We start from the raw sequence: 15,631 nt of genomic DNA, 5'->3' as shown, positions 1-15,631 counted from the left end.
CTTAGCTAGTTTTTGAAGCGCTCAGCGATTATTCGAACTGCCTAGCGATGTCATGGAACTGGCGTACTTTATCGCGAAGTTGGCTGCTTGCCTCTGAGACATCGTTTACTTCATTGAGGTTCTGCTGAGAAACGGACTCAATGCTATGTATGTCGCGACTAATGTCAGTAAATGTCTCTAGTTGCGCTTGCGCGGAATGATGCGTCTCATTCGTTCTTCCCACCACATCTTCGATGGCCGTCGCAACAGCATGTAAGCTTGAAATACTGTTAGACGTGGTATCAACACACTGCTGTGTTTGTTCATGGCTTTCATGGATCTGAGTTTGCCAATGTGCAATCGTGTTGTGCATCTCTTGTATTGACGCTTGAATTTGTTCGGTTGCACTTTGAGTGCGGCTGGAAAGTGCACGCACTTCATCGGCGACAACGGCGAACCCGCGACCCTGCTCACCGGCTCGTGCTGCTTCAATGGCCGCGTTTAACGCGAGCAAATTGGTTTGCTCAGCAATGCCACTGATTTCACTCATCGATTCGGTCACGCGTTCAGCGGTAGCCGATAGCTGTTGGGTTGCCGTGAGCGAGTGTTCAGATTGCTGGGAAAGCGCTTTTAATTGTTCCCCGGTCTGCTGTAACCAGTATTCGGTTTCTTGGCTCTGCTGCTGCACAGACTGAAGCAGTTCAACGCTTTGTTGCGCATTGTCAGATACCTTATTCGCCGATTCCGAGGCATGGTCAATATTGCTAGCAATCGACGAAATCTGATCGCTTTGCTTGTTAATCGCATCGGAGACGCGTTTCGACAAGGCGCTTAATTCGTCCGAAAACTGGTTCAACGACAGGGAAGCATCGAGCATACGACCCAGAATGGTGCGAATTCGGGCATTAAGTAGCTTAACCTTATAATCAACGACCGAACTTAGCCCTGTGCCCGAATAAATATAGCGACTAATACTGTCGTAGTCCGTTTGAAAGCGGCGGCTAAGCGTAGGCAGGGTAAAAAGCTCATCGCGAAAAATCGTCCCCAGTATCAATGGCATCGCAATGGCGCCGGCAATATCCCATCCGGAAATCACGCGATCAAAGATAAGGGAAATGGGCGCGGCGGCTAAACCGATTGCCATTAAACCCCGTTTTACGCCTGTGGGCAGGTCTGCAATCGAAAAGTGTTTAAGCGATTTCCCTGCTTTTTCTGCCGCACAGAGCTTTTGGTAAACCTGTGCCGCGCGATGCTTCACGGCGGGATCAGGCTTAACACGTACGGACTGATAGCCCATGACTTGGCCCCGATCATAAATCGGCGTAACATACGCATCGACCCAATAATAATCACCGTTTTTACAGCGGTTTTTGACAATTCCCCGCCACGGTTGATTGGCCTTAAGGTTACGCCACATATCCGCGAACGCCGCTTTCGGCATATCGGCATGACGAATAATATTATGGGGTGCCCCGGTCAGCTCATTGTCTTCATAACCCGCAATACGAATGAATTCCGGATTACAATAAGTAATGACGCCGCGCTTATCCGTGGTCGAGACGAGGCGTTCATCGTCACCAAATACAACTTCATTATTGCTCATAGGGTTTATCTTTTTGGTCACAGTTCATAAAAAACCTGGTTGGTTTTAGTGTAGCGGCTCTGGGCTTGTTATTAATTGTTTTGTTAATAAATTGTTTAGATATAAATGCCGCCAACAAAAAAAGGGCCTAGCGGCCCTTTGTTTCATTTTTAAGACAGCGACGCTTAGTCTAAAACCTTTGCGATCGCAGTGCAAAGTGGCACCATATTAGTGTGCGTCATGCCCGCAACATTAAGCCGACCGGAACCGACAATGTAGACACCATGATCAGCCTTTAATGCATTCACTTGATCCTTATTCAGCCCTGAGAACGAGAACATACCGTTTTGTTGCTCAATAAAGCTAAAATCACGTGAGACGCCTTGCGCTTTGAGTGTTTTGACAAATTCCGTGCGCATGGCTTTAATGCGGTCTCGCATCGTCGCCAATTCCTGTAACCATTCCGCCTTGAGCGTTGGGTCATTAAGAATCGTCGTTACCACCGCTGCGCCATGGGCAGGTGGGTTAGAGTAAATCACTCGGGCAATACTTTTAACTTGGCTAAAGGCGGTGACCGCTTCTTGCTCTTGACGCCCGACCAGTGTAAAGGCACCAACGCGTTCGTTATATAAGCCAAAGTTTTTCGAGAATGAGCTTGCGATCAGCAGCTCTGGGCAGACGTTAGCGAAAATACGCAGACCGACTGCGTCTTCTTCTACGCCTTTGGCAAAGCCTTGATATGCAAAGTCAAACATAGGCAGTAAGCCTTTACGTTGGCAGAGATCTGCTAAGGTTTGCCATTCTTGCTCGGTCGGATCGATACCGGTTGGGTTATGACAGCAGCCGTGGAGTAGCACGACATCGCCCGCTGCCGCTTTCTCGAGATCAGCGACCATCGCTGACAAATCTTTGTCATTTTTGGCCGGATCATAATAGCTGTATTCTGCGAGCGTTAAACCTGCCGCGGTAAACACGCCTTTATGGTTAGCCCAAGTTGGGTTACTGATCCAAATGGTGACATCGCCCAGGTGGCGTTTAATAAATTCACCTGCTAAGCGAAGGGCGCCGGTGCCGCCGGGAGAATGTGCGGTTTGTGCGCGTTTGTCTTTAATGACATCCGCATGCTCACCAAAAAGTAATTGCTGAACGGCAAGGCCATATTCGGCGGTGCCTGGAATGCTCAAATAAGATTTGGTGGTTTCTTTATCGAGTAGTAGTGCCTCGGCTTTTTTTACTGAGGTTAAAACGGGCGTTTCGCCGTGCTCGTTTTTATAGACCCCGACCCCGAGGTTAATCTTATCTTCACGTGGATCCGCTTTAAATTCTTCAGTTAGCCCTAGGATAGGATCAGCAGGTGCCGCAGAGATTTTCTCAAACATTGGTGTCGTCCATGGTTATGATGAATGAAAGCTAAATGCAAATAAAAGGCTGCAACCTGCAGCCTTTGGATAAGTGTATCTATTTAGAAACTGGCATTGCGTGGTGAGCGAGGGAATGGGATCACGTCACGAATGTTGCTCATTCCCGTCACGTATGAAACCAGACGTTCGAAGCCCAGACCGAAACCAGAGTGAGGGACAGTGCCATAACGGCGAAGATCGCGGTACCACCAGAAATCTTCTTTTTCTAGACCCATTTCTTCAAGGCGTTGGTCGAGCACATCTAGGCGCTCTTCACGCTGAGAGCCGCCGATGATTTCGCCGATACCCGGTGCGAGTACGTCCATCGCAGCAACGGTCTTACCGTCATCGTTCATACGCATATAGAACGCTTTAATGTCTTTCGGGTAGTTTTTTACCACAACCGGTGCATTAAAGTGCTCTTCTGCTAGGTAACGCTCATGCTCAGAGGCTAAATCAATGCCCCACTCAACGGGGAATTCAAAAGTTTGGCCGCTGTTTTGCAAAATAGTGACCGCATCGGTGTAATCCACTTGCGCAAAGTCGGCGTTGACGAATTTCTCCAAACGAGTCAGAACATCTTTATTGATCCGCTGTTCAAAGAATTGCATGTCATCTTTGCGCTCATCCAACACGGCCTTGAAAACATATTTTAACATGGCTTCTGCAAGCTCAGCAGAGTCATCAAGATCGGCAAACGCCACTTCTGGCTCAACCATCCAGAACTCAGCCAAGTGACGGCTAGTATTGGAGTTTTCTGCACGGAAGGTGGGACCAAACGTATACACTTTACTGAGTGCACAGGCGTAAGTTTCGGCATTTAACTGACCCGATACGGTCAAGAACGCTTCTTTGCCAAAAAAGTCTTGATCGTAATCGACTTCGCCTTGTTCGGTTTTTGGCACATTGGCCATGTCTAGGGTAGACACCCGGAACATTTCCCCCGCACCTTCACAATCCGACGCTGTGATCAGCGGTGCAGACATCCAGTAATAGCCTTGCTCATGGAAAAAGCGATGAATGGCTTGTGAGAGCGTATGACGTACACGTGCAACGGCACCAATTACGTTCGAACGTGGGCGGAGATGCGCCACTTCACGCAAGTACTCAATCGAATGGCGCGTTTTCGCCATTGGATACGTGTCTGGATCGTCAACCCAGCCAACGACCTTCACTGCCGTTGCCTGAAGCTCATAGGCTTGACCTTTTCCGGGCGATTCAACAACCTTACCCGTGACCTCAACGGAGCAGCCTGCGGTCAGGCGCAGAACGTCTTGCTGATAATTACCCAGCTCATTAGGGACCACGGCCTGAATAGGGTCAAAACAAGAACCATCATAAATGGCAAGAAAAGAAATACCGGCTTTGGAATCTCGGCGTGACCGGACCCATCCACGCACAGTCACTTCAGTGTCGACTGCCGCCTTGCCGCGCAGGACGTCTACTACAGGCGCGTATGTCATAATTCGCTTCTATCTCCGTTTAGGTAATGCGGCCAACGGGGTGTGACCGCATCAGTGATTTTGCAAGTTAGACTAGCAAGTTTACCTGTATCCTGTATAGCTTCAAGGTTTGAGCGTGTCTGAGAGCTGAAATTGGCCAATTAACCCTTCAAGTTGTTCAACCAGCTGCTCGAGATTTGCACTAATCGCTTTCACCTCATTCGCATTGGTTGCGGTATCGTTGGCGTGACTTTGAATACGACCCACTTGAGCGAGCAAGGCATCGGTCATTTGCGCCTGGTGATCACTTTGTTTGCTGATGTCATTGGCGTTGTCGTTGACCGTTCTAACTTGGTCGGCGATATTACCCAAAGCGGTAGAAAGTTCCATCACGGTTTCTGCACGTTGATTAGCACTTTCACTGGTCGCTTCAACTGCTTGCGCAGAGGCTTCACTGCCTGCACACAAGTTTTCAATGATGGTTTGGATTTCACCAGTGGCATCATGGCTACGACTGGCAAGGTTGCGTACTTCGTCGGCAACCACCGCAAACCCTCGGCCTTGCTCTCCGGCTCGAGCGGCTTCAATGGCGGCATTCAGCGCCAATAAGTTAGTTTGCTCGGCAATTTCCCGGATCACGCTGAGGATCGTCGTTACTTGCTGGCTTTGTTGGTTAACATCCAATATTTGTGTGCGTACTTGGCCAATATCAGCCACCAACTTACGAATATCATTGGCCGCGACATTCGCCAGATCACTGCCCTGATTGGCACTGCCTGCGGCAGATTCACTCAATTGCGCCGCTTCTTGAGTACGATTTTGAATGTCGTGTTGATGCTGTTGCACATCATCGATGGCTGAAGACATGTCATTGGTTTCGTGACGTTGGCTATCAGCTAATTGATCGGTATGGCTTGAGACACGGATCAGGTTCATGGCCTCAGCAGACAGGGTTTCTGAGGTGCGCTGAACTTGTTGCAAGCTGGCAGAAAAGTTATCAAGCAACTGGTCGCAACTATTGCACAGTTCACCAATCTCGTCGTCACGGGTATTGTTGAGGCGCTCGGAAAGATTTTTGTCATGGCTGGTGCGTTTCATAAAGGCAGAGACACGCTTAAGCGGGGAGACCACCCAGCGGCGAATCACAGTGAGTGAGATTAAAAATCCAATCACAGCGATGCTGCCCATTATCCCAGCGGTAATTAACATTTCTCTATCGATGGTGCTATACAAAGGCTCAAGATCATACTCGAGCCGGATAACACCGAGTACGGTGCCTTCCTCTGCTACGTGGCATTGCAGACAATTGGTGCCGCGATAATCGCTGCTCGCTTTCATCGGCAGGGCGACCACCAATCCTTTTCCCGCATCAGCATCAAAGGTTTCGACAATGGTTTCACCTTTGAGGGCACGTTGGTCAATGGCATCCTGGGCAGATTGCTCAGGGTTTCCTGGGCCAAAAAAGCGGGTAATTGCCTCTCCACGGATCACGCGAGCGTCGTCGATGCCTTTGTGTGACAGCATTTTCTCTCGCAACGTATTACGCTGGCTGATGGTGCCGGTGAGCATCAGCATATTAAGGCTATCAAAGTAGTTGGACGCTTTATCTAAGGTTTGCTCGCTGACAATCGATGTCATCAAGGCTTTTTGTTGATGCGACTGATAGCCCAGCGAGGTGGCGAGCACAAGAGCGAAAACAAGAAAAAGAGCAAGAAGAATTTTGCTCGCAAGGGTCATACGCATGAGTCAACCATTTGTTATTAATTTATAGAGTTATCAGTTCTAGCCTGTAGCGACTATGTTAAACCGAGAGCGCACTTGTGGCGGTACCCTCATATAAAATGTGTGATTTCATCGACGTAAATCGTCCCAATAATGAGACGGAAACCCGTATTGCGAGGCATTCTGGCCGCACAGACTAACGGGTGTGGTCGGATGAATGCGTTTGAGTCGGCCAGCGAATTTAAGTAGCATGCGGCCTCTTGTTGTTGTTGGAATGAAGTAAAATGACCACTGAGTTGTTTAAAGAATTTACCTTTGAGGCGGCACACCATTTACCGAATGTGCCAGAAGGCCATAAATGTGGGCGTTTACATGGGCATTCATTTACGGTGCGTTTGTATGTAGAAGGCGACGTTGATCCGTATACGGGGTGGGTGATCGACTTTGCCGAAATAAAAGCGGCTTTCAAACCGATTTATCAGCGCCTGGATCACTACTATCTCAATGACATTGAAGGGCTAGAAAATCCAACCAGTGAAGTGCTAGCACACTGGATTTGGCAACAGGTAAAACCGAATCTGCCTCTGTTAAGCCAGGTCATGGTGAAAGAAACTTGTACCGCAGGTTGCACTTATCGAGGTGAGTAACGAAACTCGACGTGAGTAACAATACTCGAGGTAAATAAGAAGCAGTCGAGAGAAATAAAAAACGCCGAGTAGCAGTGCCTAACTTTATGAGGTTACTTTAGTACTCGGCGTTTTTTGTCGCTTTTCGACGTGTGCTTTGCTCCATGACGGCGCGATTTATCTTGCCACCGTCCTCGTCATCGTCACTTAGGCGATATTCAAATACTTGTGTGTTTGCACGGATAAACGCCAGCCGCGCGCAATGCAGGTGTCGATGCAAAGTTTGGTTGCACGTGGCTTTTGGCTTACCGGCTGCAGCGCAATGGTTGCACCAGGAGAGGCTGGGCAGGTCTCAAGTAGAGTCTCTAATTGTGTAATGTCCTTTTCTGTCCCCACCGGATGTTTTATCTCATTGGCTCGCGCCATCGCACTGGCGAGAACGGGCAATTTACCGCGCATATTGATTTTGGGCGACACCGTTACCCAGGTGGCTTGGCTCGCATAGACCGTATAGGTGCCACTGGTTTCAATTTGGCATTGGCATCCAGCCTCTTCCAAGGCTTCCGTTAAAGGTACCAAATCATAAAGACAGGGTTCGCCCCCGGTAATCACGATATGCTTAGCGTGATAGCGTTGCGTGATTTCAGTGACGATATCTTCGGCTCCTAGCCAGCACCAAGTCGGTGAATCCTCTGACTTATCAATGATAAAGATCTTATCTTGCTGATCCTTATCATCCGTTTCCCAGGTTTGCTTAGTATCGCACCAGGCACATCCTACTGGACATCCTTGCAAGCGGACAAAAACCGACGGAACCCCTGTGAAGGTGCCTTCGCCCTGGATCGTTTCAAATATCTCGTTGACTCGGTACATGGTGATTTATAGCGATAGAATATGAGCTCCGCATTATGCCAACGAATAAGTTTGAGATCTTGTTTTTTAGCCCGTGATTAGAGGATGAACAGCGTTACTGTTTAGACAGGTTTTGTGAGTTTGTACGCGATTTCAAAGATACAAAGTGACAAATGTCACGTGCTAGCGGCCAATTGCTTCACAATTAGTTCGCGAAGTAAAAAAATTCACCTAAATAGGCGGTGTCAGGGTTTATCGCCACAGCCACGTAGTAATAGGAAAGGGCATGATTATTGGGCAGCCGGGACATATCGATCATATCAAGCGCAAAAATGCGGGCACGATTTATAACTTAATCGATCGTTTTGAGCCTATTTCGCGGATCGAACTCTCGAAACGCAGCCAACTGGCGCCTGCCAGTATCACCAAAATTGTGCGCGAACTGATGGACGCTCACCTTGTAAAAGAAGCACCGATCCAAGAAACGAGCATGCGCGGGCGTCCAGCTGTAGGGCTGATGCTGGATAACGAAGGCTGGCAATTTTTGTCCATGCGTCTAGGAAGAGGTTATCTCACTCTGGCGCTGCATTCGCTAAGCAGTGAAATCTTGATTCAAGAACGGCATGAATTAACGGTGGTGGCGCAAAGTGCATTACTCACCACCGTGGTCGATCATGTCAATGCGTTTTTCTCTCGTCACCAACAAACGGTGGATCGTGTCACTAGTATTGCGATTTCGCTACCGGGCTTGGTAAATCGTGCCCAAGGCACCGTGATTCAAATGCCGCACTTCGAGGTCGACCATATGCCTCTAGGGCCAGTATTGCATCGAGAGACCGGTTTGCCGGTGTTTGTGGGGAACGACACCCGTTCTTGGGCACTAGCGGAAAAGTTGCTTGGTAACGCGAAAGAAGCAGACAGCGCCGTGCTGGTAGCGGTTCACAGCGGCGTTGGGGCCGGTATTGTGCTCGAGGGCAAAGTGCTTCAAGGGCGGATCGGTAACGTTGGYGAGTTAGGTCATCTTCAAATTAAGCCCTTTGGTAAGCGGTGTTTTTGCGGTAATTATGGCTGTTTGGAAACGGTCGCAAGCCTGTCCGCGATCTATGAGCAGGTGAAGACATTGCTCAATGAAGGGCATCCGAGTTGCTTGCACGACCAACCGCTCACGATAGAGGCTATATGCGATGCAGCGGTGTCAGGCGATGGTTTGGCCCACCAAGTGATCACCGAGCTGGGGCATCACTTGGGAACCGCTATAGCGATTGTGGTGAATTTATTTAACCCAGAAAAAATATTATTTGGTGGCGAATTCAATCGCGCTAAATCGGTCTTGTATCCTGCGATCATGGAATGTTTAAAAACGCAGACGATTCCGCTGTATAGCAAGTACCTAGTCTTGGAAGAAAGCTATTTCTATGCCCAAGCGACGATGCCTGGGGCGGCGATGGTAAAGCAGGCGATGTATGATGGCAATTTGCTGATGAAAGTGCTGGAGGGCTAATCGTTGCCTTGGTTGACAATTAAAAAGCGGTTAAAGAAAAAGCAGGTGTTGATGCACCTGCTTTTTTTTGATCTTGGCTAATGGCGTTGGTTAGCTGTTTTTACGCTCTTCACCCAAGCATGCCGCCGCGGTAAATACTACGTCGGTTGAGCTATTCAGGCCCGTTTCGGCAGAGTCTTGTAAAACACCGATAGTAAAGCCAATCCCAACCACTTGCATGGCAATCTCTTGTGGAATACCAAACAAATTACACGCGAGTGGGATCAACAATAGGGAGCCGCCAGCAACCCCCGACGCGCCGCACGCGGATACCGCGGCCACCACACTCAACAGCACAGCCGTGGCGATATCCACTTGGATACCGAGTGTATGAACAGCAGCCAGGGTTAATACGGTAATGGTGATCGCCGCGCCTCCCATATTGATGGTGGCACCGAGTGGGATAGAGACAGAATAAGTATCTTCATCCAAATCAAGGCGGCGGCATAGCTGCATATTCACTGGAATGTTGGCTGCAGAGCTACGGGTGAAGAAAGCGGTGAGACCGCTCTCACGCAGGCAGCGAAAAACAAGGGGATAGGGATTTTGACGCGTTTTGATATACACAATCAGCGGATTTACCACCAAGGCGATGGTTGCCATACTGCCGAGTAGCACCCCCAAAAGGTGTAAATACCCCATCAAAGCATCAAAGCCACTTTTCGCTAACGTGCTTGCTACTAAGCCAAAAATACCCAAAGGCGCAAACCGGATCACAAAGCGGACGATCATCGATACCCCCTCGGATACATCCGAGAAGACACGTTTGGTTTCGTTCGACGCATGATGAAGAGCAATACCTAAGCCAATCGCCCAAGCCAAAATACCAATATAGTTACCACTCATCAACGCGTTAACAGGGTTGTCAACGATATTGAAAAGTAGCGTACTTAATACCTGGCTAATGCCCTCTGGCGGCGTAATGCTAGCATCCGTCGCAGCAAACTCGAGGGTAGTCGGGAATAAAAAACTCATGGTCACCGCGGTCAATGAAGCCGCAAGGGTGCCGATAAGATAAAGCCCAATAATGGGGCGCATATTGGCTCGTTGGCCTTGTTTCTGGTTAGCAATGGACGCTGCCACTAAAACGAAAACCAAAATGGGTGCGACGGCCTTCAATGCGCTGACAAAAAGTTGTCCGAGCAATCCGGCTGTGCCAGCAAGCTCGGGGGATAGATAGGCTAAAACACCACCGGCAAGAATACCGATGAGTATTTGAAGTACCAGCGAGTTACCTCGACTGACACTGGCGAGTTGTGTTTGACTCATGTGACTCTCACTTCACTGTGTTTATTATCAATGGCTGTTAATGAATCGTTAGAAGTGACGAATTAAACCAGTTAAATTCACCCTATGTAAAGGGAAAATTGTTACTTTGAACTAGTTAGGTAGGACTGAAGTGGCGAGTTATGATTAATGAGAGGTTTATTTAGTGTAATTATTCTGTTATCGCTGCAGAATAAATGGTGATAATTCTAGGTCTAGTCGAGTAAATCCGTGGATTTAGGCGGCCATCTAGCATAAAAAAAGGCGACCATAGCGGTCGCCGAAGGATAACAACTAGCACAGAAATTTTTAGTAAATCGCATGTCCCACGGTATTGAGCAACTTACTCACGCCTTTTGTGAAGTAGAGAGGGGCATCTGCAATGGTATAGCAAAGGCAACCTTCTTTTGTGTATGGCGTATGATGGTGACGGCTATCGAGTAAAATAAAGTCACCTGGCACATACCGACCACTTTCATCTTCAAACGTACCGTCCAACAAAAGAGTTAACTCATAGCCCTTATGAGTGTGCGCAGGCACTGAACCGCCTTCATCTATATGAAGAAAACTGGCTCGCGTTGCCCCTTCGTCGAGATTAAGTCGCGCACGTTGGACTTTCCCAAAGAATGCCCAATTTGAATCGCCGAATCGTTGCAGCGCCCGGGGTAAGGCATATGTTTTTTCACCGACAGTAATTTGTGTTGCGCGCGCTTCAGGTTGTTCCGCGCCAGATTGCGTCAGCGCATCGGCATCGTTGGCAGTCACTTGTTCAAAAATGGCGGATAGCATTTCATCTTCAGCATTGTGATCCCACTCATTTACCATCAACGCGTCGTCGCAGACTGATTCTTGATCAAACACCACTGATGCAAACTTTTCTTCTGCAATAGCCACGTAAGCTTGACACTCCTGGCAAAGTTCAACATGGGCAGACAACGCAATCGCCATCGAAGTCGGCAATTTGCCAGCAGCAAAAGCATCCAGTAAATCGGTCGATGGGTGATACTTAATCATTGTTTTACCTCCAGGTGATTGCGAAGCTTTTCCAGACCTAAACGCAATCGGGACTTGACGGTGCCCAATGGCACATTTAATTGTTCTGACAACTCTTGATGAGTCAATTGCTTGAGATAAACCCCTCTAACCACCTGCTGCTGGACCGCGGGTAACTCATCAATAAAACTGAGAAGCTCTTGGTCCATCATGGACTGAGCACCGGAATCAGTTTCGTTGTCCTGTTGCCCTGACTCGAGAATGGGCCAAATATCATCGCTAAAATTGTCTTCGCGATTCGATTGCACCTTGCGAAGCATATCGAAGCTTAAGTTACGCATGATCGTGAATACCCAAGTCGTCGCCGCGCCTTTATCAGAGTTATACAAATGGGCTTTGCGCCATACCACTAGCATAGTTTCTTGTACTAACTCCATTGCTTGACCGTCAGCTCTTAAATGTTTTGAACCGTAAGCGCGTATCTTCGGGCCAAAAAATCGGAACAAATGCTCGAACGCTATGCGGTCGCTATCTTCTGCAACTTTTGCTAATAATTCAGACAACTCTTCCTTCGTCACGTCAGTCATGTTGGCACGCGTGTCCCGTCTGGAAATGGTGGTCTCAGTATACATGGTTTGTGGCGCAGTCATAGTTGAGTCCTATCTGTCGTAGCCGTCCATCTCGCTTGTAGTACGAGGCTTAAAATAATTGGATCACTCGACTTCTTGCTCGAGAAGCTGACTGATAAATTGCATCGCCTCTTCTGCCGATTCTTGCGCGATAAACCATTGTTTTTGCGCGCTAGAAAGCGGCAAAATTTCTAACCAGCGTTGGCAACTCCAGGTTAAGTCTTCGAAATACGGCGCCTCATACTGCTCAGCATGATCCGGGTGGGCAGCGAAGACATTTTTAAGTCCCGCGGCGATACGCATTTTTTCTTCATTTTCTTCCTGGTCAATAAACTCGTCATGTGGCCAGTCATTCAGTGCCTGTATCTCGCCCACCCAGAGCTTGTCGGCCTCTTGCTCTGTCGATTGAATTTTTACCCGTTGACGACCTGCAATGGTAATGCCTAATAAACCATCGGGTAGTGTTTCAAAATCGACAATGTCCACCAGTGTGCCATATCGATATAAACGTTTACCTTGCATCATCGCCAGCACGAATCCCTGTTGATTCGCCGAGCATTCACGGACCAAGCGCAAATAGCGAGGTTCAAAAATGCGCAGCTTAGCTCTGCCCCCGGGTAGTAAGAACAAGGGTAGAGGAAACAGCTTCGTCATATCTACGCCTCCTTATTGATTCAACATGCCTGCCACTACGCGACCAGGGTTGGATACGATCAAGACAGAGACTGCGTTAACACAATCAGGTTGACATCATTATAAGCTGTGGCATTCTGGACGTCTAAACATCTATTTTTCTAAGGGAATCAGAATGACGTTAAAGCGACCAGGATTTTGGATTGCGTCAGTGTTACTGGCGTTGGTTATCAGCGGCTGTTCAGATCAGCCAGAAACGATAAAGATTGGTGCGACTGTCGGTCCCCATGCGCAAGTCGTAGAAGCGGTTGCGAAACAGGCAAAAACAGAAGGAATTCATGTCGAAGTGGTGGAATTTTCGGATTACATCTCTCCGAATGCCGGTCTGGCAGATGGCAGTCTTGATTTAAATAGTTACCAACATCAGCCGTTTCTCGATAACTTTAATCAAAACCATGATAGTGAATTGGTCTCGATTGGGCGTTCCATCCTTATGCGGATGGGGATTTACTCAGACAAAGTACAGCGCGTGGACGATTTACCCCAAGGCGCACAAATTGCGATCCCTAACGATCCGACCAACGCCGGGCGCGCTTTGCTATTACTGCAAGACGCAGGGCTGATCACCTTGGCCGATAACGTTGGCTTTCAAGCGACGCTACAAGATGTTACCGCTAATCCCAAGCAGCTCGATTTTGTCGAAGTAGAAGCGGCACAATTGCCTCGCAGCCTACAAGATGTCGATGCTGCAGCAATTACCATGAACTATGTGATGTCATCAGGGCTTAATCCAAGTGATCAAGGTATTTTCTTAGAATCGAAAGACGCACCGCTCGCAGTGATGGTCGTGGCAGCGCGGGCAGAGGATAAAGATAATCCGACCTATCAGCGTTTGTTGGCGCTATTTCAATCAGAGGCAACACGTGCGTTTCTACAAAAAACCTTTGATGGCACGATCGAACCGGCTTTCTAGTTTTTAAAACCGGCCAGCGATAGCTGGCCATTGATGTACATTCTTAATCATTGTTTACCATTCAGGGAGTTATTGCGTTAACATGCCTCTCAGCTTGTGGTTTTAGCATTCGCTAGAGTCACAGTTTCCTCGCTCGCCTAACACACAGAACGCATAGGAATTGAGATGCAATCGGCTACTCGTCCATTTAATTGGTCGCCCGTATTGCTGGCATGCTTAACGGTCAGTATCGGGCAATTCAGCATGGGATTGGTTTTTCCATCATTACCTTGGATCGCTCGTGACTTCAATCTCAGCATGGACGATGTCCAACTGCTTATTTCCGCTTACCTGCTCGGGTTTGGCCCGTCACAATTTATCTATGGCCCCATTTCGGATGCACTCGGACGCCGCCGCGTGCTATTAGCCGGTGTCTTGCTTTCACTGGTTGGGTTAACCGTGATGGTGAGCTTTAGCGCCAGTTTTACCGGGTTGGTGATTGGCCGTTGTATTCAGGGGATGGGCACGGGGTGTTGTGCCGTCCTCTCGCGAGCCTTTACCCGTGACTCGTATTCGGGGGATCAGCTTCCTCAAGCCATGTCATACCTGATCATGGTCGCCTCATTTACGCCCATTGTGGCTCCTGTGATTGGTGGCTTTGTTAACCATAACTTAGGCTGGTTGGCGATCTTTATTTTATTGATGGTTTATACCAGCTTGGTGTGGTGCGTGCTCTTTTTCTTATTTAAAGAGAGTATGCATACGCGATCGCCATTACCTAAGATAAAAGTGATCCTTGGTCGTTATGGCGCACTGTTAAAAACGCCATACTTTCTTTATTTCGCCAGTATCAGCTGGTTGAACTTCACCTTGGTGATCACCACGGTGTCACTGATGCCATTTTTGATGCAAGAGCGCATCGGGATGACCTCGGATCAATATGCGCTGTGGGCGCTTATTCCGACATGTGGCTTATTGCTGGGCAGCACGCTGGTGTCGCGCATTCGGCCGCGTTTGGGTACTAAGCGTATGCTGCTAATGGCACCGGTGATGCAGCTCATCTCAGCGATATGGCTATGGTTTACCCCCATGGATCCCTTGCTGCTGATGATAGGGCAGTTTTTTATGGTGTTTGGCAACGGGATTGCGCTGCCGTGCKCYCARTCGCAGGTGATGCAGCCTTACTCTAACCAAGCCGGCACCGTCGCCGCGCTCTCGGGTGGTGGACAGATGATYATTTCTGCGTTGATGAGTATGGCGCTATTGAGCTTGGGSGTTAGCGAAGCATGGCACCTTGGTGTGGTGGTTGGCGTCTTTGCGCTGCTCTCCGTTCATAATATCTTCCGTGGCTTCGCAGCACCGAAAGTCAACGTCGCCAATACCCCGGGTAAGGCATCATGACAAAGTCACAATTCGAAAAGGGCATGATGCCATTAATAACTCCGCGCCCGAGCATGCGGCCAATGATCAAAGCAGATTAGCCGTTGTTCTACTGCTTGCATACTGATAATGCCGCCATTGCACAATGTTTTGAACCTATGCCACTGGATGAGATTGAACCCCGTTTTGAGTAACGGCTCACGCCGTGGTCTCCGGACGCTAAGCATTGGTTGTGTTTGGTAATCGTAGAGACGGCGACACAAACGCCAGTCGGCTATTTACTGTCACCGCCTTATCACGGGCATGGTTATGGGACAGAGTCTTTGCAGGCTGTCGCTGATTTTGCCATCCATCATGGTGGTGCGCGAACCATCAATGCGACAGTGACCGCTGGTAACCTTGCCTCTGCGCGCGTGCTAGAAAAGGTAGGGTTTCAACTAAGCCGTATTGATCCTGATGCGTTTGCTATTGGCGGTGTTTGTTACGACGACTGGATCTATACCTACACCGACGCGTGATTCTCGTATTGCCTCCCAGAACACTGATGTTGTTTTCGCTCGTTGACCTCAAGTTATATTGAGGCTTTATCCTTGATCTCGATACTTAGCTCTCCAAGCACATTGTCTGTTTTTTGA

General features: G+C 48.7%; 14 protein-coding genes. 5 read left to right on the top strand and 9 right to left on the bottom strand.

Annotation, left to right across the window (positions count from 1 at the left end):
* Positions 1-28: 28 nt before the first annotated feature.
* From BZG77_RS07985 to BZG77_RS07970, 4 genes are all read right to left on the bottom strand, one after another.
* Positions 29-1,582, bottom strand: coding sequence for a methyl-accepting chemotaxis protein (locus BZG77_RS07985; RefSeq protein ID WP_077646851.1), 1,554 nt, complete (start codon positions 1,580-1,582; stop codon positions 29-31).
* A 164-nt stretch (positions 1,583-1,746) separates the two neighbouring features.
* Positions 1,747-2,940 (bottom strand): amino acid aminotransferase, encoded by a 1,194-nt coding sequence (locus BZG77_RS07980; protein ID WP_077646850.1) that lies wholly within the window; start codon positions 2,938-2,940, stop codon positions 1,747-1,749.
* Between the two features lie 83 nt (positions 2,941-3,023).
* Complete coding sequence (asnS, locus tag BZG77_RS07975) at positions 3,024-4,424, bottom strand: asparagine--tRNA ligase (RefSeq protein ID WP_077646849.1); 1,401 nt, start codon at positions 4,422-4,424, stop codon at positions 3,024-3,026.
* Between the two features lie 102 nt (positions 4,425-4,526).
* Complete coding sequence (locus BZG77_RS07970) at positions 4,527-6,146, bottom strand: methyl-accepting chemotaxis protein (RefSeq protein ID WP_077646848.1); 1,620 nt, start codon at positions 6,144-6,146, stop codon at positions 4,527-4,529.
* A gap of 263 nt (positions 6,147-6,409) precedes the next feature.
* Between BZG77_RS07970 and queD the strand changes: the two genes are divergently transcribed.
* A complete protein-coding gene (queD, locus tag BZG77_RS07965) occupies positions 6,410-6,772 on the top strand; it encodes a 6-carboxytetrahydropterin synthase QueD (protein ID WP_021022792.1) in 363 nt (120 codons plus the stop codon).
* 186 nt (positions 6,773-6,958) lie between these two features.
* On the opposite strand, the gene queE is transcribed toward queD, so the two are convergent.
* The gene (queE, locus tag BZG77_RS07960) at positions 6,959-7,624 is read right to left on the bottom strand and encodes a 7-carboxy-7-deazaguanine synthase QueE (RefSeq protein ID WP_077646847.1); all 666 of its coding nucleotides are present in this window, start codon (positions 7,622-7,624) and stop codon (positions 6,959-6,961) included.
* 265 nt (positions 7,625-7,889) lie between these two features.
* On the opposite strand from queE, the gene mlc reads away from it, so the two are divergent.
* Entirely contained in the window at positions 7,890-9,104 is a 1,215-nt protein-coding gene (gene mlc / locus BZG77_RS07955; protein ID WP_077646846.1) for a sugar metabolism global transcriptional regulator Mlc, read from the top strand.
* Between the two features lie 90 nt (positions 9,105-9,194).
* Here the strand turns inward: mlc and sstT are convergent, their stop codons facing one another.
* The 4 genes from sstT to BZG77_RS07935 form a co-directional block, all read right to left on the bottom strand.
* Complete coding sequence (gene sstT / locus BZG77_RS07950; protein WP_028569616.1) at positions 9,195-10,412, bottom strand: serine/threonine transporter SstT; 1,218 nt, start codon at positions 10,410-10,412, stop codon at positions 9,195-9,197.
* Between the two features lie 306 nt (positions 10,413-10,718).
* A complete protein-coding gene (locus BZG77_RS07945; protein ID WP_077646845.1) occupies positions 10,719-11,423 on the bottom strand; it encodes a ChrR family anti-sigma-E factor in 705 nt (234 codons plus the stop codon).
* Positions 11,420-11,989, bottom strand: coding sequence for a sigma-70 family RNA polymerase sigma factor (locus BZG77_RS07940; RefSeq protein ID WP_108743965.1), 570 nt, complete (start codon positions 11,987-11,989; stop codon positions 11,420-11,422). Before BZG77_RS07940 ends, BZG77_RS07945 begins: the two co-directional genes overlap by 4 nt.
* A 126-nt stretch (positions 11,990-12,115) precedes the next feature.
* On the bottom strand, positions 12,116-12,685 hold the full coding sequence (locus BZG77_RS07935) for an LON peptidase substrate-binding domain-containing protein (RefSeq protein ID WP_077646843.1): 570 nt from the start codon (positions 12,683-12,685) through the stop codon (positions 12,116-12,118).
* Positions 12,686-12,839: 154 nt separating this feature from the next.
* Between BZG77_RS07935 and BZG77_RS07930 the strand changes: the two genes are divergently transcribed.
* From BZG77_RS07930 to BZG77_RS07920, 3 genes are all read left to right on the top strand, one after another.
* A complete protein-coding gene (locus BZG77_RS07930) occupies positions 12,840-13,637 on the top strand; it encodes a MetQ/NlpA family ABC transporter substrate-binding protein (protein WP_077646842.1) in 798 nt (265 codons plus the stop codon).
* A 165-nt stretch (positions 13,638-13,802) separates the two neighbouring features.
* The gene (locus tag BZG77_RS07925; RefSeq protein WP_077646841.1) at positions 13,803-15,017 is read left to right on the top strand and encodes a multidrug effflux MFS transporter; all 1,215 of its coding nucleotides are present in this window, start codon (positions 13,803-13,805) and stop codon (positions 15,015-15,017) included.
* A 215-nt stretch (positions 15,018-15,232) separates the two neighbouring features.
* Positions 15,233-15,514 carry a GNAT family N-acetyltransferase gene (locus BZG77_RS07920; protein ID WP_158011425.1) on the top strand — a complete coding sequence of 94 codons (282 nt, stop codon included), beginning with the start codon at positions 15,233-15,235 and terminating at the stop codon, positions 15,512-15,514.
* Positions 15,515-15,631: the final 117 nt, after the last annotated feature.

It is taken from the genome of Salinivibrio sp. IB643 (genome assembly GCF_001996105.1).
Taxonomy (GTDB): Bacteria; Pseudomonadota; Gammaproteobacteria; order Enterobacterales; family Vibrionaceae; genus Salinivibrio; species Salinivibrio costicola.
This window is presented reverse-complemented; position numbering and strand designations above follow the sequence as displayed.

Bases quoted from the DNA above. Each gene is read 5' to 3' on its own strand.
- BZG77_RS07945 (WP_077646845.1), bottom strand. From the start codon at position 11,423: ATGATTAAGTATCACCCATCGACCGATTTACTGGATGCTTTTGCTGCT.
- queD (WP_021022792.1), top strand. From the start codon at position 6,410: ATGACCACTGAGTTGTTTAAAGAATTTACCTTTGAGGCGGCACACCAT.
- sstT (WP_028569616.1), bottom strand. From the start codon at position 10,412: ATGAGTCAAACACAACTCGCCAGTGTCAGTCGAGGTAACTCGCTGGTA.
- BZG77_RS07930 (WP_077646842.1), top strand. From the start codon at position 12,840: ATGACGTTAAAGCGACCAGGATTTTGGATTGCGTCAGTGTTACTGGCG.
- asnS (WP_077646849.1), bottom strand. From the start codon at position 4,424: ATGACATACGCGCCTGTAGTAGACGTCCTGCGCGGCAAGGCGGCAGTC.
- BZG77_RS07985 (WP_077646851.1), bottom strand. From the start codon at position 1,582: ATGAGCAATAATGAAGTTGTATTTGGTGACGATGAACGCCTCGTCTCG.
- BZG77_RS07935 (WP_077646843.1), bottom strand. From the start codon at position 12,685: ATGACGAAGCTGTTTCCTCTACCCTTGTTCTTACTACCCGGGGGCAGA.
- BZG77_RS07980 (WP_077646850.1), bottom strand. From the start codon at position 2,940: ATGTTTGAGAAAATCTCTGCGGCACCTGCTGATCCTATCCTAGGGCTA.
- BZG77_RS07970 (WP_077646848.1), bottom strand. From the start codon at position 6,146: ATGCGTATGACCCTTGCGAGCAAAATTCTTCTTGCTCTTTTTCTTGTT.
- queE (WP_077646847.1), bottom strand. From the start codon at position 7,624: ATGTACCGAGTCAACGAGATATTTGAAACGATCCAGGGCGAAGGCACC.
- BZG77_RS07940 (WP_108743965.1), bottom strand. From the start codon at position 11,989: ATGACTGACGTGACGAAGGAAGAGTTGTCTGAATTATTAGCAAAAGTT.